General features: G+C 33.1%; 35 protein-coding genes. 20 read left to right on the top strand and 15 right to left on the bottom strand.

The genetic code is table 11. The features are described 5' to 3' along the window. Nucleotides 1-6 precede the first annotated feature (6 nt). Together ACX12B_RS02860 and ACX12B_RS02855 are read right to left on the bottom strand one after the other, a co-directional pair. Nucleotides 7-1,893, bottom strand: a complete 1,887-nt coding sequence (locus tag ACX12B_RS02860) for an arginine--tRNA ligase (RefSeq protein ID WP_459352546.1) — start codon at nucleotides 1,891-1,893, stop codon at nucleotides 7-9. Nucleotide 1,894: 1 nt separating this feature from the next. Further along, nucleotides 1,895-2,590, bottom strand: a complete 696-nt coding sequence (locus tag ACX12B_RS02855) for a phosphoglycolate phosphatase (protein WP_459352545.1) — start codon at nucleotides 2,588-2,590, stop codon at nucleotides 1,895-1,897. 92 nt (nucleotides 2,591-2,682) lie between these two features. Between ACX12B_RS02855 and ACX12B_RS02850 the strand changes: the two genes are divergently transcribed. From ACX12B_RS02850 to ACX12B_RS02835, 4 genes are all read left to right on the top strand, one after another. Beyond that, nucleotides 2,683-2,910: a DUF504 domain-containing protein gene (locus tag ACX12B_RS02850; protein WP_459352544.1), complete on the top strand. Its 228-nt coding sequence runs from the start codon at nucleotides 2,683-2,685 to the stop codon at nucleotides 2,908-2,910. 2 nt (nucleotides 2,911-2,912) lie between these two features. Then, complete coding sequence (locus tag ACX12B_RS02845; protein ID WP_459352543.1) at nucleotides 2,913-4,022, top strand: OBG GTPase family GTP-binding protein; 1,110 nt, start codon at nucleotides 2,913-2,915, stop codon at nucleotides 4,020-4,022. A gap of 56 nt (nucleotides 4,023-4,078) precedes the next feature. Next, complete coding sequence (locus ACX12B_RS02840; RefSeq protein WP_182126834.1) at nucleotides 4,079-4,216, top strand: hypothetical protein; 138 nt, start codon at nucleotides 4,079-4,081, stop codon at nucleotides 4,214-4,216. Nucleotides 4,217-4,331: 115 nt separating this feature from the next. Beyond that, the gene (locus ACX12B_RS02835) at nucleotides 4,332-4,574 is read left to right on the top strand and encodes a hypothetical protein (RefSeq protein WP_459352542.1); all 243 of its coding nucleotides are present in this window, start codon (nucleotides 4,332-4,334) and stop codon (nucleotides 4,572-4,574) included. 137 nt (nucleotides 4,575-4,711) lie between these two features. On the opposite strand, the gene ACX12B_RS02830 is transcribed toward ACX12B_RS02835, so the two are convergent. Further along, the gene (locus ACX12B_RS02830) at nucleotides 4,712-6,334 is read right to left on the bottom strand and encodes a collagen-like domain-containing protein (RefSeq protein ID WP_459352541.1); all 1,623 of its coding nucleotides are present in this window, start codon (nucleotides 6,332-6,334) and stop codon (nucleotides 4,712-4,714) included. A gap of 120 nt (nucleotides 6,335-6,454) precedes the next feature. Here ACX12B_RS02830 and ACX12B_RS02825 point away from each other — a divergent pair, with 120 nt between their 5' ends. Beyond that, nucleotides 6,455-7,576 carry a tetratricopeptide repeat protein gene (locus ACX12B_RS02825; protein ID WP_459352540.1) on the top strand — a complete coding sequence of 374 codons (1,122 nt, stop codon included), beginning with the start codon at nucleotides 6,455-6,457 and terminating at the stop codon, nucleotides 7,574-7,576. On the opposite strand, the gene ACX12B_RS02820 is transcribed toward ACX12B_RS02825, so the two are convergent. Together ACX12B_RS02820 and ACX12B_RS02815 are read right to left on the bottom strand one after the other, a co-directional pair. Continuing rightward, nucleotides 7,577-8,374: a sulfurtransferase gene (locus tag ACX12B_RS02820; RefSeq protein ID WP_459352539.1), complete on the bottom strand. Its 798-nt coding sequence runs from the start codon at nucleotides 8,372-8,374 to the stop codon at nucleotides 7,577-7,579. It lies immediately after the preceding gene. After that, nucleotides 8,371-10,179: a nitrite/sulfite reductase gene (locus ACX12B_RS02815; RefSeq protein WP_459352538.1), complete on the bottom strand. Its 1,809-nt coding sequence runs from the start codon at nucleotides 10,177-10,179 to the stop codon at nucleotides 8,371-8,373. The genes ACX12B_RS02820 and ACX12B_RS02815 overlap by 4 nt, the downstream gene beginning before the upstream one ends. Before the next feature lie 192 nt (nucleotides 10,180-10,371). Here ACX12B_RS02815 and ACX12B_RS02810 point away from each other — a divergent pair, with 192 nt between their 5' ends. From ACX12B_RS02810 to ACX12B_RS02795, 4 genes are all read left to right on the top strand, one after another. Next, nucleotides 10,372-11,190, top strand: coding sequence for a sulfide-dependent adenosine diphosphate thiazole synthase (locus tag ACX12B_RS02810; RefSeq protein ID WP_459352537.1), 819 nt, complete (start codon nucleotides 10,372-10,374; stop codon nucleotides 11,188-11,190). 219 nt (nucleotides 11,191-11,409) lie between these two features. Continuing rightward, entirely contained in the window at nucleotides 11,410-11,880 is a 471-nt protein-coding gene (locus ACX12B_RS02805) for an SHOCT domain-containing protein (RefSeq protein ID WP_459352536.1), read from the top strand. A gap of 64 nt (nucleotides 11,881-11,944) precedes the next feature. Further along, nucleotides 11,945-12,124 carry a hypothetical protein gene (locus tag ACX12B_RS02800; RefSeq protein WP_459352535.1) on the top strand — a complete coding sequence of 60 codons (180 nt, stop codon included), beginning with the start codon at nucleotides 11,945-11,947 and terminating at the stop codon, nucleotides 12,122-12,124. A gap of 102 nt (nucleotides 12,125-12,226) precedes the next feature. Continuing rightward, nucleotides 12,227-13,000 (top strand): DUF6775 family putative metallopeptidase, encoded by a 774-nt coding sequence (locus tag ACX12B_RS02795; RefSeq protein ID WP_459352534.1) that lies wholly within the window; start codon nucleotides 12,227-12,229, stop codon nucleotides 12,998-13,000. On the opposite strand, the gene ACX12B_RS02790 is transcribed toward ACX12B_RS02795, so the two are convergent. Genes ACX12B_RS02790 through ACX12B_RS02780 form a run of 3 tightly spaced genes read right to left on the bottom strand, consistent with a single transcriptional unit; the run spans nucleotide 12,991 to nucleotide 14,692 of the window. Then, nucleotides 12,991-13,893, bottom strand: a complete 903-nt coding sequence (locus tag ACX12B_RS02790) for a malate dehydrogenase (protein WP_459352533.1) — start codon at nucleotides 13,891-13,893, stop codon at nucleotides 12,991-12,993. The two genes, ACX12B_RS02795 and ACX12B_RS02790, sit on opposite strands and share 10 nt — an antisense overlap. 32 nt (nucleotides 13,894-13,925) lie before the next feature. Continuing rightward, nucleotides 13,926-14,264, bottom strand: coding sequence for an HPF/RaiA family ribosome-associated protein (locus ACX12B_RS02785; protein WP_459352532.1), 339 nt, complete (start codon nucleotides 14,262-14,264; stop codon nucleotides 13,926-13,928). Further along, entirely contained in the window at nucleotides 14,261-14,692 is a 432-nt protein-coding gene (locus ACX12B_RS02780) for a universal stress protein (RefSeq protein WP_459352729.1), read from the bottom strand. The genes ACX12B_RS02785 and ACX12B_RS02780 overlap by 4 nt, the downstream gene beginning before the upstream one ends. A gap of 110 nt (nucleotides 14,693-14,802) precedes the next feature. Here ACX12B_RS02780 and ACX12B_RS02775 point away from each other — a divergent pair, with 110 nt between their 5' ends. The 4 genes from ACX12B_RS02775 to ACX12B_RS02760 are packed head-to-tail and all read left to right on the top strand — an operon-like array spanning nucleotide 14,803 to nucleotide 17,013. Then, the gene (locus tag ACX12B_RS02775) at nucleotides 14,803-15,240 is read left to right on the top strand and encodes a CBS domain-containing protein (RefSeq protein ID WP_459352531.1); all 438 of its coding nucleotides are present in this window, start codon (nucleotides 14,803-14,805) and stop codon (nucleotides 15,238-15,240) included. 47 nt (nucleotides 15,241-15,287) lie between these two features. Next, entirely contained in the window at nucleotides 15,288-16,292 is a 1,005-nt protein-coding gene (trxB, locus tag ACX12B_RS02770; protein WP_459352530.1) for a thioredoxin-disulfide reductase, read from the top strand. Continuing rightward, nucleotides 16,289-16,504: a hypothetical protein gene (locus tag ACX12B_RS02765; RefSeq protein ID WP_459352529.1), complete on the top strand. Its 216-nt coding sequence runs from the start codon at nucleotides 16,289-16,291 to the stop codon at nucleotides 16,502-16,504. The genes trxB and ACX12B_RS02765 overlap by 4 nt, the downstream gene beginning before the upstream one ends. A 32-nt stretch (nucleotides 16,505-16,536) precedes the next feature. Continuing rightward, the gene (locus ACX12B_RS02760) at nucleotides 16,537-17,013 is read left to right on the top strand and encodes a hypothetical protein (protein WP_459352528.1); all 477 of its coding nucleotides are present in this window, start codon (nucleotides 16,537-16,539) and stop codon (nucleotides 17,011-17,013) included. On the opposite strand, the gene ACX12B_RS02755 is transcribed toward ACX12B_RS02760, so the two are convergent. From ACX12B_RS02755 to serB, 5 genes are all read right to left on the bottom strand, one after another. Next, nucleotides 17,010-18,002: a cysteine synthase family protein gene (locus ACX12B_RS02755; RefSeq protein ID WP_459352527.1), complete on the bottom strand. Its 993-nt coding sequence runs from the start codon at nucleotides 18,000-18,002 to the stop codon at nucleotides 17,010-17,012. The two genes, ACX12B_RS02760 and ACX12B_RS02755, sit on opposite strands and share 4 nt — an antisense overlap. An 8-nt stretch (nucleotides 18,003-18,010) precedes the next feature. Continuing rightward, nucleotides 18,011-18,247 carry a sulfurtransferase TusA family protein gene (locus ACX12B_RS02750; RefSeq protein WP_012215052.1) on the bottom strand — a complete coding sequence of 79 codons (237 nt, stop codon included), beginning with the start codon at nucleotides 18,245-18,247 and terminating at the stop codon, nucleotides 18,011-18,013. 67 nt (nucleotides 18,248-18,314) lie between these two features. After that, nucleotides 18,315-19,229: a PHP-associated domain-containing protein gene (locus ACX12B_RS02745; RefSeq protein ID WP_459352526.1), complete on the bottom strand. Its 915-nt coding sequence runs from the start codon at nucleotides 19,227-19,229 to the stop codon at nucleotides 18,315-18,317. Nucleotides 19,230-19,285: 56 nt separating this feature from the next. Further along, nucleotides 19,286-20,011 carry a coenzyme F420-0:L-glutamate ligase gene (cofE, locus tag ACX12B_RS02740; protein ID WP_459352525.1) on the bottom strand — a complete coding sequence of 242 codons (726 nt, stop codon included), beginning with the start codon at nucleotides 20,009-20,011 and terminating at the stop codon, nucleotides 19,286-19,288. 34 nt (nucleotides 20,012-20,045) lie between these two features. Continuing rightward, a complete protein-coding gene (gene serB / locus ACX12B_RS02735) occupies nucleotides 20,046-20,696 on the bottom strand; it encodes a phosphoserine phosphatase SerB (RefSeq protein ID WP_459352728.1) in 651 nt (216 codons plus the stop codon). Nucleotides 20,697-20,798: 102 nt separating this feature from the next. Here serB and ACX12B_RS02730 point away from each other — a divergent pair, with 102 nt between their 5' ends. The 6 genes from ACX12B_RS02730 (at nucleotide 20,799) to ACX12B_RS02705 (ending at nucleotide 25,376) form a co-directional block, all read left to right on the top strand. Further along, nucleotides 20,799-21,083 (top strand): hypothetical protein, encoded by a 285-nt coding sequence (locus ACX12B_RS02730; protein WP_428326730.1) that lies wholly within the window; start codon nucleotides 20,799-20,801, stop codon nucleotides 21,081-21,083. 53 nt (nucleotides 21,084-21,136) lie between these two features. After that, entirely contained in the window at nucleotides 21,137-22,579 is a 1,443-nt protein-coding gene (proS, locus tag ACX12B_RS02725; RefSeq protein ID WP_459352524.1) for a proline--tRNA ligase, read from the top strand. A 177-nt stretch (nucleotides 22,580-22,756) separates the two neighbouring features. Then, nucleotides 22,757-24,067 (top strand): ergothioneine biosynthesis protein EgtB, encoded by a 1,311-nt coding sequence (gene egtB, locus ACX12B_RS02720; RefSeq protein ID WP_459352523.1) that lies wholly within the window; start codon nucleotides 22,757-22,759, stop codon nucleotides 24,065-24,067. Nucleotides 24,068-24,250: 183 nt separating this feature from the next. Continuing rightward, the gene (locus ACX12B_RS02715) at nucleotides 24,251-24,454 is read left to right on the top strand and encodes a hypothetical protein (RefSeq protein ID WP_459352522.1); all 204 of its coding nucleotides are present in this window, start codon (nucleotides 24,251-24,253) and stop codon (nucleotides 24,452-24,454) included. Between the two features lie 518 nt (nucleotides 24,455-24,972). Further along, nucleotides 24,973-25,155, top strand: coding sequence for a hypothetical protein (locus ACX12B_RS02710; RefSeq protein WP_459352521.1), 183 nt, complete (start codon nucleotides 24,973-24,975; stop codon nucleotides 25,153-25,155). After that, nucleotides 25,155-25,376 carry a hypothetical protein gene (locus ACX12B_RS02705; protein ID WP_459352520.1) on the top strand — a complete coding sequence of 74 codons (222 nt, stop codon included), beginning with the start codon at nucleotides 25,155-25,157 and terminating at the stop codon, nucleotides 25,374-25,376. Before ACX12B_RS02710 ends, ACX12B_RS02705 begins: the two co-directional genes overlap by 1 nt. Nucleotides 25,377-25,402: 26 nt before the next feature. Here the strand turns inward: ACX12B_RS02705 and ACX12B_RS02700 are convergent, their stop codons facing one another. Both ACX12B_RS02700 and ACX12B_RS02695 read right to left on the bottom strand, forming a co-directional pair. Next, nucleotides 25,403-25,621, bottom strand: coding sequence for a hypothetical protein (locus ACX12B_RS02700; protein ID WP_459352519.1), 219 nt, complete (start codon nucleotides 25,619-25,621; stop codon nucleotides 25,403-25,405). Between the two features lie 115 nt (nucleotides 25,622-25,736). Continuing rightward, nucleotides 25,737-26,129 (bottom strand): response regulator, encoded by a 393-nt coding sequence (locus ACX12B_RS02695; protein ID WP_459352518.1) that lies wholly within the window; start codon nucleotides 26,127-26,129, stop codon nucleotides 25,737-25,739. Nucleotides 26,130-26,315: 186 nt separating this feature from the next. Here ACX12B_RS02695 and ACX12B_RS02690 point away from each other — a divergent pair, with 186 nt between their 5' ends. Then, on the top strand, nucleotides 26,316-26,933 hold the full coding sequence (locus ACX12B_RS02690) for a hypothetical protein (protein WP_459352517.1): 618 nt from the start codon (nucleotides 26,316-26,318) through the stop codon (nucleotides 26,931-26,933). The last annotated feature ends 40 nt before the right edge of the window (nucleotides 26,934-26,973 follow it).

The raw sequence follows: 26,973 nt of genomic DNA, 5'->3' as shown, positions 1-26,973 counted from the left end.
GGGACATTACATCTTATCAGGAGCAGTAATTCCCAATAGGTTCAGTGTTTTTTCAATAGTAATTTTAAAAGAATGAACCAAACACAAACGAGAATTTTCTAGTTGTTCATCACCCAAATCAAGAACCTTAGATTTTTCATAAAAAGAGTTGAATGCAACTGCCAAATCATGACAATACCTAGAGATTACTTTTGGAGACAAATTATTTGCAGCATCGCGAACTTGCAAATTGAAAAGCCCAATTGTTTTCACCAAATCAATTTCAGATGGCTCTTGAAGTAAAGAAAAATCAACATCAATAGAAGGAGTTTTTCCAGATTTTTCTAAAATTCTAGATGCTCTAGCATGAGTGTATTGGATGTATGGTGCAGTATCACCTTCCAAACTAAGAGATTTTGTCAAATCAAATGCAATAATTTTGTCTAAATCTTGCTTTATCATTTCATAGCGTAATGTTGCAACAGATACAGCATGAGAAATTTGTTCAATCTCAGAATCATTCATTTCAGGATGTCTTTTCTTTGTTTCCTCAGTAGTCTTTTCTTTTAGTAAGTCATAAACAGAATCAGCATTAACATACAATCCTTTTCTTCCAGACATTTGTGCTTGTTTACCATCAGTCTCTAATCCCAAAATTTTTGCAGTATCAGAACTTAGAGTAACAGATTCGTATCCTAGATGAACATATGCATCAGGAATCGATTTGAATTTGCCCATTAATGATGTGATAATTTTTTGTAATCTTGCCTGACGCGAATCAATTACTGTGATCACCTTATCACCAGAAAAATTTTGAGGTTCAGAATTACTATCATCAAGTGTAGTCTGCCATAAAACACGCGAATTTGGTTGTTCTTTTTCATATTTTTCATAATAGAATGGATCATCAAGTAATCCTAATTTCCAGGCAGCATATGGAATATCTTTTGCAATATAGGTAGCAGTCCCATTACTTCGAACAATTACTTTGTCTTCTTCTTTATCATCGCCACGAATAACCCAACATCCAGCATTTTTTCCATCATTTTCAAATTCTACTAGTTTCATTTCTTTGAGTTTTTCAAAGATTCCATCCCATAATCCAGAGCGAATTATTTGAGATTCAAAATTCAAGCAATCATAAGAAACAGACAGATTCCAGCACGTTTCAAGTTGATTTGATAGTACACGACGTGTTATTTTATCAGCAAATTGGGCAGTTTCAGAATTTCCATCCTCTAATTCCTTGAGAACATTTTTCCTGATTTCTTCCAAACTAGAATCTTGTTCATATTTTTCAGTAGTTTTGACATAAACATCATCACCACAATAATGATCAAATTTTTTCCCTTTTGGAGGTTCAACATCAAATCCAAAATGTTTGAACCCAACAATAATGTCTGCAACTTGAAGACCAGAATCATCAACATAGTTTAAGACATTAACTTTGTAGTTTGCTTTTTGTAAAATTCTAGAAACAGTATCACCAATAATGATATTGCGAATATGACCAATGTGAAGAGCTTTATTTGGATTTACACTAGTGTGTTCTACAACAATTGTGGAGTTTTTTCCAATATCAACATCTCCAAATTCAGGTAGATTAGATTCAGATAAAATTAGTTGGCTTAGTTTTGGCCAATCAGCGTAAAAATTTAGATAACCAGAAGGATGTGATTCAGATTTTAAAACTAGTGTGTTTGTACATTGAGAGTATTTTTCAGATAACATTTCAGAAATTTCTTTTGGGCTTTTTTTGAGTTGTTTTGCAAGTAAAAAAGAGACATTAGAGCTAACATCACCAAATCCAGGTTTTGCAGGTTCAACAGAAAACTTTACGTCAGAAATAGAAAGTTCATCTAAAATTTTGTTGATGTTATTTTCAATTTCATCAATAATAGATTTGAAAGTCATACTATATCTCAGATAATATGGGTGCTAATTTATCTAATGCTTCAAGTACTCCATCACCTGCATGTGCAGAGACAGTCATCGTGGCCGCTGATTTTACAGCATCAGACGCATTACCTAAAGCAATACTTGTTTTTGCTACTTTGAACAATGGAATATCAGTTGCACTATCACCAATTGCTATAACATCATCTTTTGAGATCGAAAATCTTTTCATAATTTCAGTAAATCCAGTTCCTTTGTCAATTCCGGAGGAATTGATATGATACGCATATTGACTATCAGATAATTCAACGTCAATATTGTGCTCAGACAATATTTTTCTAGCCTGATCCAGATCAAATGTTCTTTGTAAAACAACCTCAGTCATTCTAGGAAAAACATACTTTTCTTCTACATTTTCCATGTTATTTTTTAAAACATCAAGAGCATTTTTGCACTCGTCGATATTACCTAGCAAAATATGATCGTTAGAATCAAGGGTGATACAACCGCCATTTTCTCCTACAGCAACCTTTGTTGTGCCACCAAATACTGAAAGTAAAAATCCTTCAACAGAAGATCGGCCAGTTACAAAAATTACATCATGACCCATGTTAACAAGACGTCTTAATGCTTCTAAAGCATCCAGATGAATTCGTCCACCGCCATTTTCAGTGATAGTACCATCAATATCTACTGCAAAAGTTCTTTTTTTCACATCAGATGTTTTTTCTACTGAATAATATTTGCTACGTATGAAACAAAAAAGAAATACGTATTGTTCATTAATGCAGTGATTTTATTCAAAATATGACAAAAAAAGGAATTATTGAAGAGATTTTCAGTAAAGCAAAATTTGCAGATGAATCTAAATCATACAAAATTTTCTACAGAAATTTTGAAAGAACAGTTGAAACCACGTTGCCAGAATTTTTAGTTCAATCAGAAAACCTACAGACCATACCAATTAGCAGAATAAAGAAAATTAAAAAAAATAATACGATTTTATTTGAAAAGAAATTAGCAGGTAGTGAATAGTATTGGGAATTCCTGAAAAAATTAAAGCCATTCAAGATGAAATGGCAAGAACCCAGATTAACAAAGCAACAGAACATCATCTTGGATTACTAAAAGCAAAGATTGCAAAACTCAAAAGAGAGCAAGAAGATAATGCTATAAAAAAATCTGGAATGAAATCAGATGGATTTGATGTTAGGAGAACAGGTGATGCAACAGTTGTGTTCATTGGATTACCAAGTGTTGGAAAATCAACATTACTCAATAAATTAACAGGAGCAAAATCAGCAGTAGGAGCATTCCAATTTACAACATTGACAGTAGTGCCAGGAATGATGGAGTATAGAGGAGCAAAAATTCAGGTATTAGATTTACCTGGAATCATTAAAGGTGCATCCACTGGAAAAGGATTAGGAAAAAGAATCCTATCTGTGGCAAGAACTGCAGATCTTGTGCTACTAGTTTTAGACGTATTTCAGCCATATCATGAGGACGTTCTAGTTAATGAGTTAGGAAATATAGGAATCAGATTAAACCAACTTCCTCCAAACATAACAATTGAAAAAGCAGCAATGGGTGGAATTGCAATTGCTCAACAAGTTAAACTTACAAAAATCACAGAAAAACATTTGAAAGATATTTTACACCTTTACGGAATTGTCAGTGCACGTGTTGTTGTTAGAGAAGACATAACATCAGAGCAAATAGCAGATCATATTGCAGGAAATATTAGTTATTCAAAAGCACTTACAATTCTAAATAAAATTGATTTAGTTGATAAAAAATTTCTAAAAGATTTGAAAACAAAAATAAAATCAGATGTAATTGAAGTATCAGCAAATTCAGACATCAATATAGAAATATTAAAAGAAAAAATCTATGAAAAATTAAAATTCATTAGAATATACATGCGCCCAAAAGGGGGTGAAACAGATTTCAAAGAACCATTAATTGCAAGAGAGGGAGATTCTGTGGAAGATATTTGTAACAAGTTACATAGAAGAATGAAAAGAGAGTTCAGATACGGATTGGTGTGGGGAAAAAGTGTAAAGTTTGGAGGACAAAGAGTTGGTTTGAGTCATATTCTACAAGATGAGGATGTGTTAACAATTATCAAAAAACGAGGAACATAATTTTAAAAAAGTTTGACATGGATCAAGAATTTGAACATCGTTGGTGCAAATTTTGCATGACAAAAACAAAACAAGAACTAGTTTTTCTTCCAGAAATGGCAACATACAAGCGTAGAAGGAAATACAAATGCACAATTTGTGGAAAAACAAGTTGGTTGCAAGGTAGAAGACCATCAGCTGAAGGGGTTTACTGAAAATTTTACGATCAAAAATAATTTTTTGAAAAAAAACTACTTGAGAAATTGTAATCAAATTGTGTAAATTTCTTTAGTTTAACCACTGAAAAACAATGAAAATGTCGATCAACACATGGCAGCTAAACGAAAAGCCGCTCCAAAGAGAAAAGCAGCTCCAAAGAGAAAAGCAGCTCCAAAGAGAAAGGCAGCTAAAAGAAAGACTGCAGCAAAAAAAGCAGCTCCAAAGAGAAAAGCCGCAAAAAGAAAGGCAGCTCCAAAGAGAAAAGCAGCAGCAAAAAAAGCAGCTCCAAAGAGAAAAGCCGCAAAAAGAAAGGCAGCTCCAAAGAGAAAAGCAGCAGCAAAAAGACGAAGATAAACTCGTCAAAAAATTAACAATCGTCACAAGGCGAATTGTTTTCCATTTTTCTAAAAACAGTTAGTGAAAACTATTCAAAAAATTATTTTCTAACTAAAAATATTTTTTTTTGAAAATGAAATTTAATTTTTAGAGAACTAGTAAAGATAGCTCATTAGTTTAATTTGTTCTTCAGTACTGATAACATTTTTCTCAGTTAGTATTTCTAACATTTCTTTAAACAATGCTTTTTGTTCAGAAGACATTCCACCTGCAGGACCTTTTTCTCCGGGTGGACCTGGTGGACCTCTTGGACCTGGTGGACCTAATGGACCTTGTTCTCCACGTGGACCTTGTTCACCAATAGAACCTATTGGACCAGTTGGACCTCGTTCTCCTTGTGGACCTTGAATTCCTTGTGGACCTTGTGGACCTTTTTCTCCTGATGGACCTGTTGTTCCTCTTTCACCTTGAGAGCCTTGTGGACCTTGTGGACCTTTGTCACCGGGTGGACCTGTTGGGCCTGTTTGACCTTTTTCTCCCTGTTGACCTAATGGACCTTTTTCTCCTTTTTCTCCCTGTGGACCAGGAACACCTGTTAATCCTTTTGCACCAGCTGGACCTTGTGGACCTTGTGGACCTTTTTCTCCGATAGGACCTTCAGTTCCTCTAACACCTTTTTCTCCGATAGGACCGGGTGGACCTAATGGACCTTTGTCACCGGGTGGACCTGTTGGGCCTGTTAATCCTTTGTCACCAAGTGGGCCTGGTGGACCTATTGGACCTTTTTCGCCGATAGGACCTATTGGACCTTTTTCGCCGATAGGACCTGGAGCGCCTTGAATTCCTTTTTCACCTTGAACACCTGCTTGTCCTGTTGGACCTTTTTCTCCGGGAGTTCCAATTGGACCTGTTAATCCTTTTTCTCCAGGAGGACCTTGTGGACCTTTGTCACCTTTTTCTCCAGGAGAACCCCTTAATCCAGATAATCCTTTATCACCAGGAGAACCTGTTGGACCTTTTTCTCCCTTGTCTCCAGTTGGACCTTTTAATCCAGTTGGACCTTTGTCACCAATTGGACCTGTTGCACCTTTGTCACCTTTGTCACCAATTGGACCAGGAATGCCTTTGTCACCTTTGTCACCTTTGTCACCAGTAATTCCTTTATCTCCAGTTAGCCCTTTATCTCCAGCAATTCCTTTGTCACCGGGTGGACCTTTATCTCCAGTTGGACCTTTGTCACCGGGTGGACCTTGTGGACCTTCAGGACCTTTGTCACCGGGTGGACCTATTTGTCCAGGTGGACCTTGTGGACCTTTGTCACCTTCAGGACCTTGTGGGCCAGGTGGACCTTTGTCACCAGGAGTACCTTGCAGACCAGAATAACTAGTACCAGTTTTAGTTGTACGTTTTTGTTTTGAAGTTTCAGAACTTGGTTTAGTTTCAGTTGATGATGGTGTAGTTGATTGAGATTTTGGTTTTGATAATGGAACATCAAATACAGAATGCAATGACGAGAATAGATCTGTGACAACTATCCAAACGGTTTCTAATTCTAACACAGATGATGGAATTGGATTTTCTGGAGAACCAATTGTTTCAGAAAAAATTCCATCTTTTACTCTAAGATGGAAATTACCACGCCAAAGGGAAGTAAATTGTTTTGATTTTATTTGTGCATCTGAAGGTCTACTGCCAACAATCGCGATTTGGGCCTCATACACACCTGACTGTTTAAAGGGTGCCTGACCTTGGATTTCTAATTTAGACGGAGATGACACATTCGTTTGTTTATACTTCAAGTATTTCTGTATTTAGATCGCATAAATTGATTCTAAATCAAATAATTTTCAGGCTCATGGAGGATAGTATTTATCTAGATAAAAGCGCATTTTGAGCTAGTGAAGAAACCTTTTGGGAAAAAATCAGAGGAAAAAGAAGAAGAGTCTAAAGTAGAAAAAAAGACAGAAGAGACCGCACTAGTAGATATTGACTATAATCGTAAGAGATTGTTTAAGAAGGGTGTCAATTTGATGGCAGATGAAAAACTTGAGGAAGCCATCACAGTATTTGAGCAAGCATTAAGAATCGATCCAGATAATGTTGAGACATTATTGAAATTAGGATATGCAAGGTTCCATATTGATGACCATCATGAGGCATTGAGAGTTTATGACAGAATTTTAGATATTGACGTTACAAATCCTGAAGCTTGGAATCTGAAAGGATTAGTACATTATGAACAAAAAAATTATTCAAAAGCCCTAGATTCAGTTGAAAAAGCAATTGAAACAGATCCAACATACGGAATGGCATGGTATAACAAAGCATGTTTCTTGTCATTATTGAATCAAGTTCCAGAATCATTAGAAGCATTGAAACGTTCAATCGAAATTGACGTAAAGAATGCTAGAAAATCAATTAGGGACAAAGATTTTGCCAATGTTAGAATTGAAGAAGGGTTCAAAAGAATTCAAGAAGTTGTAGTTTTGGAATCAATTAGACAAGGATACCACACAATTGGATCAATTGTTTGGACAACATTTCTCGATAAGAAAGATGCAGAAGATGCATTAAGAAAATTATTAGAAAAAGGACTAATTGTTCAAAATGAAAAGAGAGACGGTCTAAGTAGAATTCCAGTATATGATCTTGCACCAAATGTTGCAGAGAAAATGGGCAAAGAAAAGAAAGGATTGTTTGGAATTACAAGAAAGAAATTACCAAAACCTGTAAAGAATCTAAAAGAATTAAGCCAAGCAATTCAAGATGCTAAAGAAGCAATAGAAGAAGAGAATGCAGAAAGAGCAATTGAAGTATTTGATGAGTTTATTGATCCTAAAAAATCTGGAGAACAGATGATTGAAAACTTCTTTGATGAACATAGAGAAATCAGATTATGGAAAATTAGACTAAAAGATAGAGGCAATGATTACATTGCAGAAAATAAAGAAAAGATGTTGGTGTTATTTGATAACGTAGAAGTTACAATTACCAAAAAACTCAGAAACGAAATTTCTTAATTATTCAGCAGAAAGATCCCAATAATTTGCGTCTTCTTGTTTTGCAGTGGGTTTTTGAAGATTTTTCCATTCTTTGAAAGAACGCACATAGAGTTTGGCATTAGGTAGATCTGCAGTCTTTAATGCATAATATGCCAATCCAGAAAGCGTACCTACACTACCACAATAAGTAATAATTTCAGAGTCACCAGTAATTCCACGATTATCAAGCAAACGTTTCATATCCTCCTTTGGGCGTAAAATTTTGTCACTAGATGCAAGTGTTCTATAAGGTAAACTGATTGCACCAGGGATGTGTTGTTCAAGGAAATTCAATCTCTCTCGATTATCAATCAAAATAACATCATCACGTTGTTTTGCAGTTTCAAGATAATCAGAAGTAGCCAAAATATCAGGTTGTAATTTTATAGAATGTTCTTTGCTTTGTATCTCAGGAGTTTGTGAATCACTTTCCAAACCAAGGGATTTCCAATTACTATAAGTGGTTTCAAGTAAACTTACATCTGAATGACCAATATACTCCAAAGTCCATGCAACTCTTGATGCTAATGCTCCAAATGTATCATCATAGACTACAACACGAGTTTCATCATCAATTCCCATTGAATTTACTAGTTTTGCAACACGTTCAGGACTATCATCGGACAAAAGATTTGCCAAAGGTAAATTTACAGCACCAGAGATATGATCTGTTTTGTAATCACCTTCTCGTCTTACATCAATTACTCGAACACTTTTGTCTCTTATTTCTGAACGTAAAGAGTCTACATCAGTTGTAATGGCACCAGATTCTGTCAAGCAGCACATTCACCTTTTCCAGTTTTAGTATGGTAACTAGTGTCGCTGCCATAATCAAGATAGAAATCAGGATCCTCCTCTTTTGTTGGAGGAATGGTTAATGGTTCAATTGCTTTTTTGATATCAGCTAGAGTTTTAATTTCAGAGTCTTCACTGTTAGTTGCAATTCTATGAATCCAAGACTTTAGAGTGTCATCAGGTTTTTTGTGTTCTTTGAATAATTCAATAATTTTTAAGATTACAGGAATTACTCTTTTTGCAGGAACTCTGTGACAAATTTGTCCCAACATCGTATCACCATCAGAACGTCCACCCAGCAGCATTTGGTAATTTGCATACATGTCTTTTCCAAGACGAGCTCCACCTCCAAAGAATCCTATTGTTGCAATTCCATGTTGGCCACAAGAATTTGGACAGCCGCTAATTTTGATAGAAGCATCACGTAAATCATCATCTTCATCAAGTTTTAGGTCTAAGAATTTTCTTTGAATTTCTTTGGCTAATCTATGAGAATTTGTCAATGCCAGATTACATGAGGTTGTACCAGAGCATCCGATAGGTGCAGTCATGGTAAGAGAACCAGATTTTGCCAAACCAACTTCAAGGAGTTTAGAATACAAACGTGGTAAATCATCTTCATGAACATAACGCAATGCAATGTTTTGCACAAAGCCAGTACGTGCCTTACCTTCAGAAGAAAAGTTACGAATAATGTCAGCTAATGCATGTAATTGACTTGAAGTGATATCTCCTGCTTCAAGAGTGATATAGACTGTTTTGTAATCAGATTGTTTTTGGGATTCAGTGTTAGTTTTTAGCCATCGTGCATAACCATCAGGAGTTCCACTTCCACTTTCATCACTTATTCTGATAGGGCGTTTAATTTCATCAGGAGTGTGATCAACATCAAGTTGTGTAATTACAGATTGTGTAGCTCTTACTACTGCTCTTTCTTTTAGTACAAGATTTTGGAATTTTTCCCATCCCATATCATTGACAAGATAGCGCATTCTATTTCTTGCAAGGTTTTTTCTATCTCCTAATCTATCAAAGATTTTCACTACAGCAATTGAAGTGTAAAGTAAATCTTCTTCAGGAGTAAAGTCTTCTAATTGATGTCCAACAAATGATCTATTTCCCAATCCACCACCAAGGAATACTTTGAATCCTCTTTGAGGAGTTCCATCTATTTCTTTTATCTGTGGAATTAATCCAACATCAACCATTCTTACCATGCCATGTTTCTCACAGCATGTGAAAGTGAATTTGAATTTACGAGGGAGATTTTGGCTCATAGGATTTCTCAAAAAGAATTGTGCAGTAGCACGTGCATAAGGAGTTGAATCAAACTCCTCATCAGGACAAACTCCCGTCATAGGACTACACATTACATTTCTTACACTATTTCCACATGCTTCTCTTGATGTCATTCCTACATCAGCAAGACCACGAAGAATTTCAGATACGTCTTCAAGAATCACCCAGTGTAATTGGATACTTTCTCTAGTTGTTACATGTGCACTTCCAATAGAATATTGTTCACTTAGTTGAGATAATTTTTCAAATTGATGAGGATAAATTTCACCTGCAGGAAGTTTAATTCTAACCATAGCATAATCGTTAGTCATTCTAGTACCATATGCACCATGTTGAAGTCTAAATCGTCTAAAACTATCTTCGTCGTATTTTCCTTGACGGAATAATTTTACAGTTTTTGCAAAATTATCAGCCTCTTCAATTCTTGCCCAGTTAATTTTAGGTTTAGGAGAATCAGCTGCAGATTGTTTAAGATCAGATACTGTCAATATAAGGAAATTTCTTTTTGTTGTGATATAAATTTTTGAGAAATGGAGGTTTTAGGACTCAAACTTTCAAGGCTGGTACAATATTTCCTGTATTAGGAGGGAATAATCATTTTACAGATATGGAATAATTAGTATATCCTAAGTTTTTGAGAAGTGGCAAAGTATTAATGGGTTCTAGACTGGAATTTTTTCATGCAAGAAGCAACTGTAGCAGAAAAATCATCAAAGATATTTACTGATGTACGTGAAGTTGAAATTACACAAGCTATCGCAAATGAATTTCATGAAGTGTTAATTGACAGAGCAGAATCAGATGTAATTATTATTGGTGCAGGCCCAGCAGGACTCACTGCAAGTAGAGAACTTTCAAACTTGGGTTTCAAAGTTCTAGTTATTGAACAAAACAACTACCTAGGGGGAGGATACTGGTTAGGAGGTTACATGATGAATCCAGTTACAGTTAGAGAACCAGCACAAAAAATTTGGGATGAGTTAGGTATTCCATACAAAAAAGTACAAGAAGGATTGTATTTGACACCAGGTCCACATGCAGTATCAAAATTAATAGCAGGTGCATGTGATGCAGGAGTAAAATTCTTACAATTAACAAAATTTGATGACTTGGTTCTAAAGAATGGAAGAGTTGCAGGAATTGTTGTTAACTGGATGCCAGTTTCAGCATTACCACGTAACATTACATGTGTTGATCCAGTTGCATTTGAAGCTAAAGTGATTATTGATGCATCAGGTCACGACTCTGTTGCAGTAAAAAGACTTGTAGACAGAGGTCTAGCTGAATGGAAAGGTATGGAACCAATGTTCGTAAACGATGGTGAAGAACACGTAGTTCACAAAACAGGAGAAATATACCCAGGACTAATTGCAGCAGGAATGTCAGTCACAGAAACTCATGGATTAGCAAGAATGGGACCTACTTTTGGTTCAATGCTTTATTCAGGAAAAAGAGCAGCAGAAATTGCAGCTGAAAAAATCAAAGAGTTAGAAAGATAATACAAGAATATCTTACAAATTATTGTTGTGCCTGAATGTTTTATTTTTGAAGCATGTTTGATGAAATCATACCTGTAACGCATGTGAAAACCAGTTGTATTTCACAAATGTACTAATCATGCACATCATTTGGCATCACTAAGAGAAAATAGAGTTGATTTAATTCAGAATTAAATCATCTTAGTTATGGATTATATCCATAACTAATTTACTGACATCATGAAGCAAATCAAGAATCAAAAAATTGATGAGTCAGAAATAGAACCTTTGCTATCAAATATTCCAAAAATTAATCAAGAAATTGAGGAGGTCAAGAAATCATTTTCAACAAATTCTACAATAGTAAAGGATACAGTAAGAAAAGAAACAGAAATTCAATTAAAAAATCTTAATGAAAAAATTTCTAGAATTCAAGATCAATTATCAACATCAGAGTATTGGAATAGACTGAAAAATTCAACAAAATCAACGTCCAAAATTATTCAAAATGCTACTAAAGATGGATTAAAGGAGTCAAAAGGCCCTATTGACAAGTTCAAAAAATTCATCACAGGAATGATATACAGAGAAGAATATCCTGGCGAAAGATATTTGAAACTTTTGACAAAGCTTGGAGAATTAAAAGAAAAAGGATTGATCACTCAAGAGGAGTTTAATTCAAAAAAGAAGAAAATTCTTGCAAAAATTTAAGAAAAAATAGTAGAGAATGGATCAAAATGCATAACTACATATCAGCATCTCAAAATGTAAAAAGATGAACAAGGACATCCTAATTTTTTCATTAGGAGTTGCCATAGCGATACTAATTGGTATTGTGATTGTAACTAATTTTGATTGGTTTTCACAAGAGTGGTTGATAGGACTGATCATGATTGTGATAGGTTTTGTAGCCATCGGAGTTTTTGTATACTCAAAAATCAAAAATAACATATAATTTTCAATCGTTATTTCAATTAATTGTTCAATGATAAACCAATTCTCATCAATTTGACAATAACCATAAAGGCATTTATCAAAAAAGAAATTTGTTTCTATATTGAAAACAAGTAAAATTATCATTTATGATGAACCTACAGTTCCAGAAATTCAAATAAACAAATTAGAAAAATTTCTCAAAGAGACATTTCATGTAGGGGTAGAAGTGAGAAGGAACTTTTTTGAGAACACAAATGAAGAATTGTTTCAAGAAATCGCAGCCACAAGAATTTTTGAATTAAAAAAACCATTTTCAAAACATATCCCAACAGAATCAGAGATACAAATAGAGAAAGAAAATATAGATTATTCACAAAATAAAGAAAAAATTCTTTATGATGGATTTGAATTTCAAAAATCAATATCAAAATTTATTCCAATAGAAGAACAAACTCAAGAGAACTTTCACATAATTTTAACAAATAAACTAACATGTACATTTGATGAAAGTGATTTTAGATATCATGCAAGGGCATTAATTGGAACAAATCCTTCAATAATTTCAACTACAGGAATAATAGAAGCCCCTGCAAAACCTAAAGAATACTATCTAGAATTATTGACAAATTTTTCAGAAGAAAAACTAGACGAAATTAATGAAAAATACAAAGGAGAATTCTTAGAATATAATGATCCAAGATTATCAGAAATTACAGAAGGATATCTTTTACAGGCGATCATGTATTACGAAACAGGGGATGCATTCTGTGAAGATAAAGAATGTAGACTGTATAATGCACACTGGCAAAAAGATTTGTTTAATTCACAATTAAAAAATAAAAAATTTTGTAATAAACACAAAGACAATTTGAAAAAGATTATTGATCATTCGTGAACAGATTTTATATGATTACGAATTTTTTCAGATGATTTTTTCAATGATGAAATCTCAGTATCGTCAAGTTTAATTTGTTGAATTTCAGATACGCCATTCTTGTTAATTTTTACTGGAACACCCATAGCAACATCACACTCCCCATACTCTCCGTCAAGAACAACAGATACAGGAACTATGATTTCTTTATTGTTTAAGATAGCATCAATTACATCAAATGTATTTTTTGCAATACCAAATTGAGATCTGCTCTTGAAATTTCGCAATGTTTTCCAATAATTTCTCACATCACGAGTTATGGAATCTCTACTATCAATCATAGAAAATAGTGGGTTTCCACCCACAGTAACTCCAGAAAAAACAGGTACCATAGAGTCACCATGTTCACCCAAAACAATTGCATTGGAAATCGAGGATTGTGGAACAGAAAGTGTTTCAGAAATATGATAGCGAAATCTACTAGTATCAAGACTAGATGCAATACCAATCACTTTGAATCTAGAAAATTCACTTGTCTTTTGAAAATAATAGGTTAAAACATCAAGAGGGTTAGATACCAGTAAAATTATTGCAGAAGGACAGTATTGCTTGATTTTTTCTGCAATATCTTTTATCATTTTAACTTGCAAATCTATGTTTTCAGCTCGATCTTTAGTGTACACTCCAACACTTGCAGAAATTACTACAATGTCCGAGCCAACCAATTCAGAATAATCATCAGTTCCACGAATAGAGAATTTAGAAGTTGCAGGAATTGCATTTGCAACATCAAGGGATTCACCAAGAGCTTTTTTCTTATTTTTATTGACAAGTAAGACATCATCTAATGCGTTAGAAGCACAAAGAAACGCAATTGATGTTCCGACTCTACCACTACCAACGATTGAAATCAAATTAACCACATTGAAGATCTTATCATTAAAAACTAAACTTCTCGTTTACGTATACTGTCTCTCTGACGTTTATCATCATACTTAGACATTTCTCTTTCTAGTTTTCTACATAACTCATCACTGATTTTAAGAATATCCCAATCAGATTCAGTGTATACAAGTTGATTTTTTGAGGTCTTTACGATTGCAGTAACATCATAATGAGTTCTAGTCCCTTCACTGTTCTGGGATTTTACAGTAATTTTAGCCTCAATAATATCAGATAATACAGATTGAACTTTTTCTAATGTACCTCCAAATTTAGACATTAAAATTTCATTAGCAGTTTCATCTTTTGACAATCCAATAACGTATAATGGTATTTTAGTCATTTTACAACAAGTATAGGTTTTTTTGATTTATGTAATACATAATTTGAAACACTACCCAAGAAAAGTTCCTTTGCAGAACTTCTTCCACGAGCCCCAATCACAACTAAATCAATTCTATTTTTTTTATTATTTGCAAATCGTGCAATATCATATCCAGGATCACCAGATAATGCTTTTGAAATTAATTTTATTCCTTTTTTGGCAGCCCTCAATTTTGCATCATCAAGAATTTTTTTCATTTCTTTAGAAGAATTAAAATCCAAAAACCCAAGTGGATGAATAGCATAAACTCCAGGCACAGATTTTATCGTTAATCCAACAACTACACCTTGAGATTGCCTAGCTATGTGAATAGCCATATCTAAACCACGAATTGAGTTTTTAGAGCCATCTAAAGGGACAAGAATTTTTTTAGTTTTTATCATAATATTATAAATTAGAGAATAGTGAATTTAAAAGAACTTTTGATTTCCTTAAGTGATTTTCAGAAATGATAATTTAAAATCCATATCATATAATTGCTAAACTACAAAATATCATGGAAAATACATTTGTAAGTCAAATAATGAGTAAGAAAGTTCTAACAGTAAAAATTTCAGAGACATTAGAAGAAGTAGCAAAAAAAATGAAACAGGAAAATGTAGGTTGTGTTATTGTGGTTGATAAAATTGCTACATTAGGAATAGTTACAGAAAGGGATTTCGTTACCAAAATTGTTGCTGAAAAAATACCCAGAAACACAAAAATTTTTGAAGTGATGTCATCACCTCTAATTACAATAGAATCAAATGAAACAGTTTGGGAAGCTGCAGAAATCATGAAAGAAAAATCCATTCATAAACTTCCAGTTTTAGAAGATGGGGAGATCGTAGGTATTGTTACAACTACAGACATAGTAAAAATTTCAAGTGTAGGATCTGATTCTCAAATGCGTAAAATATGTGATCAAATTCTTATGAGAATGAAAGATGATTAATTGAAAGGATATTCACTTAAATTATTGAAATTAAAAGACGAATTACTATGATGGCAGCAGATGCAGGTGCAACGGTACTTGAAACAAATGATGATAATCCAAAAATGCCAGACAAAAAGAAAACAAAATTCGATGTCATTATTATTGGTGCAGGCCCATCAGGATATACTGCAGGAATTTATTGTTCCAGAGCAGGTTATGACACATTAATTTTATCAGGAATATTACCAGGAGGGCAACTAGTCAATACAACTGAGGTTGAAAACTATCCGGGATTTGAGAATGGGATTATGGGACCAGACTTGATGATTGATATGAGAAAACAATCTCAAAGAATGGGTACAACCATAATTGATGATGAAGCAGTAGATGTAGATTTTAGACGCAACCCACTCAAAGTTCTAACAGCATCAGAAGAATACGAAGGTCGTGCAGTCATTATTGCAACAGGGGCAAATCCTAGAAAACTAGGATTAGAAGGTGAGGAAACATTTGGTGGAAAAGGTGTTTCATATTGTGCAACATGTGATGGTCCATTTTTTAGAAATCAAGAATTAATTGTGGTTGGGGGAGGAGATTCAGCTATAGAAGAAGCAACTTTTCTTACAAAATTTGCAACTACTGTTCACTTGGTTCATAGAAGAAATGAATTGCGTGCAAGTAAAGTTATGCAAGAAAGAGCACTAAGTAATGAAAAAATAAAATTTCATTGGGATTCAGCTGTAATTGATATCAAAGGAGATCAGAAAATGCAACAAGCAGTTTTAAAAAATCTCAAAACAAATGAAGAATCAACATTAGATGTAGGAGGTCTCTTTGTTGCAATTGGACATGTACCAAATACAAAATTATTTAAAAACCAAATCGAGTTGGATGAAGAAGGATACGTAATATTAAAAAATAAAACACATACTAATGTTGAAGGAGTTTTTGCAGCAGGAGATGTACATGATAGAAGTTATAGACAAGCAATCACAGCCGCAGGATTTGGTTGTATGGCAGCAATTGATGTAGACAAGTATCTAACAGAAAGTGCAGACAAACAAGAATGAAAAATGCACAATGCAAAAAATGTTTAAAGAAATTTTTTGAAAAAGAAATCTATACAATTCAACAATTTCAATACAGAGAAAAACCACCATACAAATGGACATTAGAATATTTTAAAAAAAATGGAATTGGGGAATGGGATTCATTTTGTGAAAAGTGCTTATTAGAATATTCCAAAGAATCTTTTGAATCTTGGAATAACTCACAAATCTAAACTCTTTTTTGATACAAAATATACTGATTTTCATGACTAAAAATACAGAAAATAGACATAAAACCATCAAAGAGCATAGCGACAAACTAGCAAAATTAGGAATGGAGTTGAGTAAGATTCAGTTTAGTTACAAAGTAGAAGAAAAAACATCAAAAGAATATTGGCAAAAAAGAATTAAAAATTTTGAAGAATATAACAATAAAGCTTTAGAGTACTATAATCAAGTATTTTCTTTAATCAAAGTTACCAATAAAGAAGAATCAGAAAGGTTCCTGTTACAGATTAGTAAATTTCGACAATTAGGATCATCATTAATTGAAATCATGGAAAAAATTAAGGAGAATCCATCAATTATTAATTCTAAAGACAGACAACAGAGTCAATGGAGTAGAGAAATCAAAAATGACATTACAGAACATAGTAACAAATGTCTACATCATGAGAGAGACATGAATTCATACTTTAGAGAGTTTTATGAAAAGTATTTGAAAGATACTTTAGGTAACTAGTATGCCAATTCAGACATGTGTTTTGCATTTTTAAGGCAATTTTCAAAACTTTCTTCAGACATTACATTTTGTTTAGCATATACACTCTTGAACTTTCGTCCATCATCAGCAAAAATTCCAACAACGCATGCATTTTCTTCAACAGGATATTTTTTCATACAAGCATAAACTGCAGCAGAAGAAGGACTAATCAGAAGTTGATCTTTTTCAAAAACATCCTTTACAACAGAAAATGCTTCTTCATTATCAACAGAGACCCAATCATCAACTACGTTCTCACGTTTCAAAAATAAATCAGGTTTGGCAGATTCTTCAAAATTTCTCCATCCTTGAATGAGATGGTTTTGTTGTGGTTGACATCCAATGATTTTCACATTAGGGTTTTTTTCTTTAAGAAATGCCCCAATTCCAGTAATTGTTCCACCAGTACCCACGCCAGTAAAGAAATGAGTTATTTTGCCTTCAGTTTGTCTCCAAATTTCTGGTCCAGTTCCAATGTAGTGACCCTTGAAATTTGCTTCATTAGCATATTGATTAGGAGAATAGTATGTATCAGGTCTTGAAGATGCAATAGAAGTTGCAAGTGCAATACTTTGATCAGTACCTGCACCAACTTTTGGACACAAATCATCACTTGTTTCAAAGACTTTGGCACCTAAATTTCGAATAATATCTTTAGTTTCATTACTTGCCTTTTCAGGGATAACTATCTCAACTTTATATCCTAACAAATTAGCGATTCCAGTTAAAGCGATTCCAGTATTTCCAGAAGTTGGTTCAATGATAATGCTCTTACCTTTTGTCAAAATTCCTTTTTCTTCACCATCTTTTATCATCCAATATGCAGCTCTGTCTTTTACTGATCCAAATGGATTATGTCCTTCTAGTTTTGCAAAATAATCAACATTATCACGTGAAAGAGAATCTAATTTTACAAGAGGAGTGTTACCTACACGATTCAAAACATCGGTGTCAGTTACAGTAGTCATAACTTTGGTTATTTCACCTTTTTAATTTGGAATGTAATTACATCTCCATTCTTAGACATGTCTAATAATTCATGACCTTGTCTTGTTACCCATCTAGAGATATCATCTTCAGCTGCAGGATCATCTGCAGAAACAGTTAATGTCTCACCAACTTGCATTCTTTCAATTTCAATTTTTGTCCGAAATACAGGTTCTGGACAAAATAATCCAGTAGCATCTAATTTTTTTTCTGTTGATTCAGACATCTTATCTAATTGAAAAAAGCGTTTTGTTATATTAAAATCTATTTGAGTTTTTCAGATTAATTATTACTTACAATGCCATTTTGAACATAGTTGCAAGATTTCTATCTTTCATAAAACTTGGATCTTGATTCTGAAAATTGATTTTTTGTGAAATTCGCTTCATCAAATAAATTGCAATTTTGTAAAAAAGTGACCACATGTGGCTATTTTGATTAGAATCATAAATTCTCAATAATAATGTCAAAAGCCATTTTGCATTTGGATAATGTTCAGAAATATAATCAATCAGATATTCTTTTGAATTATTAATTTTGTATCGTAAATGATCAAGTGTTTCAATTTGATGAGCATAACCTGTTTGAGAAATTTCTATTTTTCCATGTTTCATAGAAGATAAAATATCATCAAGGTTATTTTCAGAATCAATTACATTGACACATCGTCCAAGAGTAGACAAAACATGAGAATCACTTCCTGCAACTTGAATCATATTATTATCTAAAGCAAATTCAGTTGCACGAGCATTAGATAAAATATCTACATTATTGCTGTTAAAGACCTCCACCATATCACATTTTTTGGCACTGTCACGTAGTGCATCAAGTAAACTAAATGGGTGAGGAGCAGATGAAACACCATCTTGTTTTTTAACTTCATCAATAACTTCCTCAAGAGAGAGACCAGGAGATATCACATCATGTATTCCATAAGCTAAAACATGTGCACCTGTATCAGTGGTGATTTCTTCTGCAGGAAAAACATCAATATTTTTGAATTTTAAATGATCATTTTTGTATTCTAATAATTGATGATAGCCATCCAAAGTATTATGATTGGTAACAAAAATTGCATCTAACCCTAAATGATATGATCGCTCCAGTTGATCTCGTATCGAAATATCACAATCATATGGAGGCTCATCATCACCTACATGAAAATTTGAAAAAGAGTTATGACAATGTAATTCAGCATTTATCGGCATTTTCAAATGAAATTTTTCGTCTTTAGGTAATAATCTTATGGAATCAGAATAGTGAATTATCTAAAAAGATCTTCAGCTTCAGGACGAATTAATTCATTAATTTCATGTTCACCTTTCTGGAATGAATAATTACGAACTATTGCCACAGGGGTTTTCAATGTTTTTCCCATTACTAATTCAGATGCAGCAGAAAGTTCATCAGCAATCGCAATTGCTGTAACTCGCAAAGTTTTTCCAAAAGTATCTTGAGTTCCCTCATAATCAATTATCGGAGATAAACCAGAAATACCTATAGCGCAATTTGTTTGTCCCATTCTAAAGGGACGTCCAAAAGTATCAGATATAATTACAGCAACATCTTTTTTTGTACGTTCAAAAATTTTTTTACGTATGTTTCTAGCAGACACATCAGAATTCAATGGTAATAATGTAGCATATCCTTCTTTTACATTACTTTCATCAATGCCAGCATTAGCACAAATTGTTCCATCATTGGTCTCAACAATTAAAATTCCATTTTTCATACGAATGATTCGTTTTGATTCAGATAAAATTAATTCAGTTATTCTAGGATCTTTTTGATATTGAGAACTAATTCCTTCAGAAAGCAATGAAGGTTTTACTGTAGACAGATCAACTAAACGTCCTTCTTGTTTTGAAATTATTTTTTGGGCAATTACTAAAATATCTCCATCTTGAATTTGGTTAGAAGAAATTATTAATTCAGAAATATCATCTGAAGGTTCAATCTCTTTGTCAATATGAACAGGGGTAATTTCCAATTATAGTATGTCAGCATATGGACTAAAAAATTGTTTATGCAGGAGTCGGAGCTTCTAATTCTAATTTGTAATGTTTGTTAATAATATCCAAGATTTTTGAAAGATCTTTTTCTTCCAAAGTGGTAGTTGCCATATCTTTTACTATATCTTGTGCACGGTACGCAATTCCCAATCCACATATATCAAATAACTTTACATCATTTGCCCCATCTACAACACATACAATGTTTTCTTTCTTTTCTCCCCATTCTTCGATTTTGATTCTTGCAGATTTTGATTTGTCTGAATCTACATTGATTTTTACTCCATCGAGTTTACCGTCTTTGAAAATTAATTCATTTGAATAAACATAGTCCAATTCTAATTCTTCTTTTAATCGGTCCATCATCAAGGTAAATCCACCTGAAACAGCCATCAATTTCCAACCAGCAGCCTTTAATGCTCTACATGCTTCTTTTGCACCAGTCATTATAGGCAATGCATCAGATACTTCTTGACAAATTTTTTCATCAAGTCCTTTTAGAGCTGCAACTCTAGTTCGAAGTCCTTCTTCCCAGTTAATTTTTCCTTGAATTCCTTGTTTTGTAATTGCCCAAATTTCATCTTGTTTGTTGAGTTTTTCTGCAAGAATTGGAAGGTATTCTTCATCATACAATACACCTTCAACATCAAAAATTGCCAACAATTGATTTCTGTTTTGCAAAAATTTGCTAATTATATTAAAGTTTAAACTTTTTTGGGATCCAAAAAACGCTAGTAATAAATCACCGGAGTTAATGGTATAGTTATGGGCGAATTAGAACACAAATACGAAGTAGATATCAAAGAAAGAGAAGGACGACAAAAATTACCAGATAATGTCAAAGCAGAATTAAAAGCATCAGGTATGATGGACGATAAAGGAAAATTAAAGTTGAAAGGTGTTAGTCCAAAAATGCTCAAAAGAATGAAACAAGAATTTGTAGAATGCCCAGTTTTGAAGGACGACATACATTTTATCCAATGTTTCGTATGTCCAAATTTCCAAAGCAGAGTAACAGGGCAAGTACTCTGTAAAGGCGATAAATTATAATCAAAGATTTCTCACGAAAGGCTCATTAGTTAATTTATTCTGAGAATTTTAGTTTGAGTAAAGAAGATGTGGGAATCACAGTTTCAAAAAAAGATGATTTTAGTGAGTGGTATACTCAAGTTGTACTAAAAGCCAAACTAGCAGATTACGCACCAGTAAAAGGGTTAATTGTGCTCAGACCAGACGGATATTCCATTTGGGAGTCATTAAAAAATACGTTTGATAAAAAATTTGCAAAAAATGGAATTAGAAATGGATTTCTTCCAGTATTAATTCCCGAATCACTATTAGGGAAAGAACAAAAACACTTTGCAGGATTCAATCCTGAAGTATTTTGGGTAACCCATTCAGGAACAAATGAAATTGGAGACAGATTAGCATTAAGACCAACATCTGAAACATTAGCATACACATTATATTCAAAATGGATTCAAAGCTGGAGAGACTTACCTCTAAAAATTAATTTTTGGAATACAGCATTGCGTGCAGAAATCAAAGCAACAAAACCATTTCTAAGAACATCAGAATTTTTGTGGCAAGAAGGACACACAGTACACATTACACAAGAAGAGGCAGAAAAAGAAGTTATGAAAATTTTAGATATTTACAAAAATACTGTTGAAGAAGAATTAGCAATACCAGTTACAACGGGAAAGAAAAGTGAAAAAGAAAAATTTGTAGGAGCAGTATACACTACTACAATGGAATCAATTATGCCAGATGGAAAAGCGTTACAAATGGGGACATCACATTTCTTAGGACAGAATTTTTCAAAACCATTTGAGGTAAAATTTGCAGATAAAGATAATGTAGAACACTTTGCATGGCAAACGTCATGGGGGGTTTCATGGAGATTAATTGGCGCAATGATAATGGCTCATGGAGATGATCAAGGTCTTGTTTTACCGCCTAAAGTTGCTCCAACACAAGTAGTAATTGTTCCAATTTATAGAAATGATGAAGGAAGAGACATAGTGTTGCCAAAAGTAAAAGAAATTCAAGAAAAATTAGAATCAAAAGATGTTCGAATTCAAGTAGATGATAGACAGGGACTATCACCAGGTTACAAATTCAATGATTGGGAAATGAAAGGAGTTCCTATACGCATAGAAATAGGACCAAAAGACATTGAGAAACAAAGTATTGTTGTTGCAAAAAGATACAACCGTGAAAAAATGAACTTGGAAATTAGCGAGATAGACAAGATTCTTTCAATTCTAGACGAGATACAAAAAACCATGCTTGAAAATGCACGAGTACAATCAAAAGAAAATACAAAAAATGTTTCAGATTATACAGAATTTAAATCACAAATAGAAAAAGGGGGATTCTTCAATGCTCCTTGGTGCGGAAAATTAGAATGTGAAGAAACAATAAAAGAAGAGACAGGGGCAGACATACGAGTAATTCCATTTGGTAGTGAGAATACTGGTTTGAAATGCATGTATTGCGGTGAACAAAGCAAATCAATTCCAATTTTTGCTAGAGGATACTAGTTATTTTCAATAGAACAAATATCCATTATTTTGTACGCAGTTTTGTCAATATCCACAGTTGGTTCAGCAGATACAAAGAGAACATCATCATTAATGCAAAAGTAAATGTGACAACATTTTTTCTTCTTGCAGCATATTATGGTCAGATATAATAGTGGAAAAAAATGATCATAGATTGTGACTAGCAATCCACAATTGGAAGAAAGAAAACCACTTCTAGAACAATTCAGAGAGACCAGAAGTAGAACATTAGAATTAGTAAAAACTTTAGAGAAAGACGATTTTGTAGTACAAACAGCATTTTTTATGAGCCCGCCAAAATGGCACATAGGACATGTTAGTTGGATTTATGAAGCAATTATGAGTAAATTAGACAAAGATTACGAATTTTATTCAAAAGAATTTTCAGAATATCTTAATTCATACTATCAGCAATTTGGAGTTCCACAGGATAAAGGATTACGAGGAGTGAGTTCAAGACCCACAGTTGATCAAATCTTTCAATATTTCAATACAATCAATCAAAGAGTAGAGAAATTTATTGAAACTCAGTCTTTGAATGATGAAGAAGTTAGATTAATCATAATGGGATTTCATCATGAATGTCAACATCAAGAATTGTTAGTGTATGATTTACAACATCTTCTTGCAGAACAATACAGACCAGTAAGAAAAAATCAAATTCAAAAACAAAATAATGTTGAAAAACAAACTGTCGAAATAAAAGGTGGTTTATACACAATAGGATTTAATGGAAAAGAATTCTGTTATGATATCGAGCTTCCAGAACACAAAGTTTACCTTAACGATTACAAGATAGATGTTTTTCCAGTTACAAACCAACAGTATTTGGAATTTATCGAAGATGGAGGATATGAAACATACAAGTATTGGTTATCAGATGGATGGGAAAAAGTAAAAGCAAACAAATGGAAAGCCCCAATGTATTGGGAAAAAATTGACGATAAATGGCATGTCAGAGACTTTTTAGGAATTAGAGAGATAAATCCAAACGAGCCAGTATGCCATGTTAGTTTCTATGAAGCTGATGCGTATTGCAAATGGGTAGGGAAAAGATTACCAACTGAAGCAGAGTGGGAAAAAGCTGCTTGTTGGGATGAAAACAAACAGGAAAAAATGATTTTCCCATGGGGAAATGATCAACCAACTGAGAACAAATGCAATCTGCTTGAATCATATCATTGGGGATGTACTGAAATAGGAACATATCCAGAAGGAAAAAGTCCTTCAGGTTGCCAGCAAATGATTGGGGATGTATGGGAATGGACATCATCAGAATTCACAGGATATCCAGGATTCAAAACGGGATTTGATGAATATAATGACAAATGGTTTACGAATCAAAAAGTTTTGAGAGGAGGTTCATTTGGAACACCAAAAATGTCAATTCGTGGAAGTTACAGGAATTTTTTCAGATTAGATGAAAGATGGCTATTTTCAGGTTTCAGATGTGCCGAAGATATCTAAATTCAACCACACGGATGATTGAGTTCCTCTTTTAGGTTAAATCTTGCTTGACATTTCATGCAGAAGTATTTTGCAGATTGATGATTTTTCAACAAAATATAAAGATTTTGCATAAACTGTCTATACCTGACAATATGTCATAAATATGACAATATTAAAATATCTGGATTGTTATTTCACCATATGCAAACTGCAATTTTAGAATATGAAAATCAAGCAATGCCTAGATCCCAAAGACAGGTAACCTACTTTTGCAGATTATGTAGAGAATATGGAATAAAGACTAGAAAAGCACATCTACAGAATTTTCACAATGCAAGTAGAGATACTGTAACTAAAAGAAGCAATAATGATCTTGTGGAGGTAATTTTCATTGAATCAAAATAAAATTTACAAAAAATAAAAATATTGTAAATTGGAATATGGAAAAAATGGCTACTGGAAAAGGTTGCAATATTTGTGAGAATGAACATGATGGAGATTTTTATAGATTTTGTAAATGTTCATGTCATGGAAGAATTGCAAGAGAAATTGTTGGGTAAATCTTTAGAGTTATTTTTAGTGGAAAAAGTGGTATGTTGCTAGCCTAAGATTCCGCTAGCAACAAAGTAGGCACCTATACCCATCCCCATTACTGCACCAATACCCATGCAGATAAGGTCGAATTTTACGACCTTTTTGAATGGAGCATGAACCATTTTATCCCAGTTTGAGATTTGTTGTGTTTTCATGATTATAGTTAGTAATGGTTGAAGATAGATTGGAGTAAGCTCATTAGCTGACTAGAACATATGTTCAAAAACAATACAACAATACTATGCGAGAACATACTGTCACCCTAGACAAGTTACAGAATTGTGAGTTTTTTGTCACAAGTTCTCGCAGCATTGTAGGAGGAAAAACAAATGAGGATAGAAAGTTGTAGAAAATGTGGCGTAGAACTAAAAATTAGACAAAACTGTTCCGTATGCAAAAAACCAATAAAATTTGAATGTGGAAACTGTAAAGTGGAATTAGATGAACAAATTCACACTATCTGCAAACTAGTAGATATGAACTACAGACCAAGGATTTCAGAGACGGCATAATGTCAAGGAACTCTGATCCACGCCCATTATGCATTGGAAAATGCAAAGAGTATCATGCACAAAGACCAAAAGTAGGAAAAAGATATCAGATTGGACAGAAAAGATGTCAAGCATGTGATCAGTGGATTAGTTATGAAGGAGTTTGGTGTCCTTGTTGCCATCATCGCTTAAGAACAAGACCAAGATGTAAAAAATACAAAACAGAAGTTGCACGGATTTAGATTGTTAGAAGATATCTTAAATATAATTAATTTTCAGAAAGTTTGTCTGTATGTGATTTTGATTTGCTAAATGTATCTTGAAGTTTTTTATTTAGAGCCTCAACATCAGATTTTGATAATGTTGTTTTTTCATTTTTAACAATTTTACATTCTACTGTAATTGGTAAATCCTTTATGTTTGAATATTGTTCATATGTCAAAAGAGCGACATTGGGTTTCTTTTCATTTTTAAATTTAAATTTCACAAGGATTGAAGGTAATGAATCATCATAGCCCATATCATATTAACATCATAACTTTAGATGTAAATACTTTTCAAACTTGAGTTAATTTTAGAAATGTATTATCGTAACAACAATATCATGCATCTTGAATAATCATGGTGTTTGATTGTTGGATGTTTTCAATAATCTTAACAATGTTTTCAATACTAAATGGCTTACGTATTAACGCATTAGCGTTTAAACTTTGTAATGTTGATTCTAGATCAGAATCAGTATTTCCAGTAACCATAATGACGGTAGATTCAGGATCAATTCGTTTAATTTCTCGTAGTGCAGTAATTCCATCTAATTCAGGCATATTGATATCTAAAAATACCAGGGAGGGCGATTTTTCACGATATAGACGAATGGCATCATTACCATTCATGCCAGTTGCAACAACATTGATGTTTATCATAGGCAACATTTCTTCCATAAGTTCTCTAATATCGGCATCATCATCTACAACAATTGCTGAAAGAGGAGTCATCTCATTTCCAAAAGTGGAAATAAGTATTTAACATTTTTTGAAAACTATATCACATTTATGAAAAAATAGGCACAAAAAAGACATTTGTACAGAAAATCATACAAAATGCGGTTTAAAATAGAACAATTTCAAAGTCTTGATTCAATAATTTCCAAATTTGAAAAATTTAATATACAATCTTAACGTATGAACACCATGGTAGGATTTGATCAACTTATTGCAAAATCGCTAAACAAGACAATAAGAGAACAACTTGGATCAAAAACTATTAAAAAAATTGAAGACAGGGTTTTTGAAAAATTTGGAATTTCATTTGGACAAGCAATAGAAGAATTTGAAAAATTAGATATTGTATTACGTGAATTTTTTGGCAAAGGTGCAGATGGTATTGAAAGAAACATATTCGAAAGTGTATTCATAACAAAATCACAAAAGTCTAAAAATAATTGGTATACAATTAAAGATCCTCAAATTACTTCAACCATATTACAAGCATTTGGAGATCCTGAAAAGAAAAAAATTTTAGAACTCCTTTCAGATGAATCAAAAATAATTGCAGACATAATAAAAAAATGCGATCTGCCACAAACATCAGGGTATAGAAAGATCAACAGTTTAATTGATGAAGGATTACTAGTGAGCGCAGAGCAAGTAGTAAAAGAAAATAAAAAAATAAACAAATACATCTCTGTGATAAATAATGTTAAAATCAATATTGAGAAAAGCAATGTGGTTGTTGAATTACAGTTAAATGAACAACAACAAAAAGATAGTTCTGTAGTACAAGTAATTCAGCAACTATAGTAAATTTATTTAAAATATCTAGAAATACATTTAACATCGG

The sequence above is a fragment of the Nitrosopumilus sp. S6 genome, assembly GCF_054515815.1.
Note: the sequence above shows the minus strand (reverse complement) of the source record. Positions and strands in the feature narration are given on the sequence as shown.

What these genes read in the sequence shown, in the direction of transcription:
- ACX12B_RS02860 (WP_459352546.1), bottom strand. Translation starts at nt 1,893, where the DNA reads ATGACTTTCAAATCTATTATTGATGAAATTGAAAATAACATCAACAAA.
- ACX12B_RS02850 (WP_459352544.1), top strand. Translation starts at nt 2,683, where the DNA reads ATGACAAAAAAAGGAATTATTGAAGAGATTTTCAGTAAAGCAAAATTT.
- ACX12B_RS02840 (WP_182126834.1), top strand. Translation starts at nt 4,079, where the DNA reads ATGACAAAAACAAAACAAGAACTAGTTTTTCTTCCAGAAATGGCAACA.
- ACX12B_RS02835 (WP_459352542.1), top strand. Translation starts at nt 4,332, where the DNA reads ATGGCAGCTAAACGAAAAGCCGCTCCAAAGAGAAAAGCAGCTCCAAAG.
- ACX12B_RS02810 (WP_459352537.1), top strand. Translation starts at nt 10,372, where the DNA reads ATGCAAGAAGCAACTGTAGCAGAAAAATCATCAAAGATATTTACTGAT.
- ACX12B_RS02805 (WP_459352536.1), top strand. Translation starts at nt 11,410, where the DNA reads ATGAAGCAAATCAAGAATCAAAAAATTGATGAGTCAGAAATAGAACCT.
- ACX12B_RS02800 (WP_459352535.1), top strand. Translation starts at nt 11,945, where the DNA reads ATGAACAAGGACATCCTAATTTTTTCATTAGGAGTTGCCATAGCGATA.
- ACX12B_RS02785 (WP_459352532.1), bottom strand. Translation starts at nt 14,264, where the DNA reads ATGACTAAAATACCATTATACGTTATTGGATTGTCAAAAGATGAAACT.
- ACX12B_RS02775 (WP_459352531.1), top strand. Translation starts at nt 14,803, where the DNA reads ATGGAAAATACATTTGTAAGTCAAATAATGAGTAAGAAAGTTCTAACA.
- trxB (WP_459352530.1), top strand. Translation starts at nt 15,288, where the DNA reads ATGATGGCAGCAGATGCAGGTGCAACGGTACTTGAAACAAATGATGAT.
- ACX12B_RS02765 (WP_459352529.1), top strand. Translation starts at nt 16,289, where the DNA reads ATGAAAAATGCACAATGCAAAAAATGTTTAAAGAAATTTTTTGAAAAA.
- ACX12B_RS02760 (WP_459352528.1), top strand. Translation starts at nt 16,537, where the DNA reads ATGACTAAAAATACAGAAAATAGACATAAAACCATCAAAGAGCATAGC.
- ACX12B_RS02755 (WP_459352527.1), bottom strand. Translation starts at nt 18,002, where the DNA reads ATGACTACTGTAACTGACACCGATGTTTTGAATCGTGTAGGTAACACT.
- ACX12B_RS02750 (WP_012215052.1), bottom strand. Translation starts at nt 18,247, where the DNA reads ATGTCTGAATCAACAGAAAAAAAATTAGATGCTACTGGATTATTTTGT.
- ACX12B_RS02745 (WP_459352526.1), bottom strand. Translation starts at nt 19,229, where the DNA reads ATGCCGATAAATGCTGAATTACATTGTCATAACTCTTTTTCAAATTTT.
- ACX12B_RS02730 (WP_428326730.1), top strand. Translation starts at nt 20,799, where the DNA reads ATGGGCGAATTAGAACACAAATACGAAGTAGATATCAAAGAAAGAGAA.
- ACX12B_RS02715 (WP_459352522.1), top strand. Translation starts at nt 24,251, where the DNA reads ATGCAAACTGCAATTTTAGAATATGAAAATCAAGCAATGCCTAGATCC.
- ACX12B_RS02710 (WP_459352521.1), top strand. Translation starts at nt 24,973, where the DNA reads ATGAGGATAGAAAGTTGTAGAAAATGTGGCGTAGAACTAAAAATTAGA.
- ACX12B_RS02705 (WP_459352520.1), top strand. Translation starts at nt 25,155, where the DNA reads ATGTCAAGGAACTCTGATCCACGCCCATTATGCATTGGAAAATGCAAA.
- ACX12B_RS02695 (WP_459352518.1), bottom strand. Translation starts at nt 26,129, where the DNA reads ATGACTCCTCTTTCAGCAATTGTTGTAGATGATGATGCCGATATTAGA.
- ACX12B_RS02690 (WP_459352517.1), top strand. Translation starts at nt 26,316, where the DNA reads ATGAACACCATGGTAGGATTTGATCAACTTATTGCAAAATCGCTAAAC.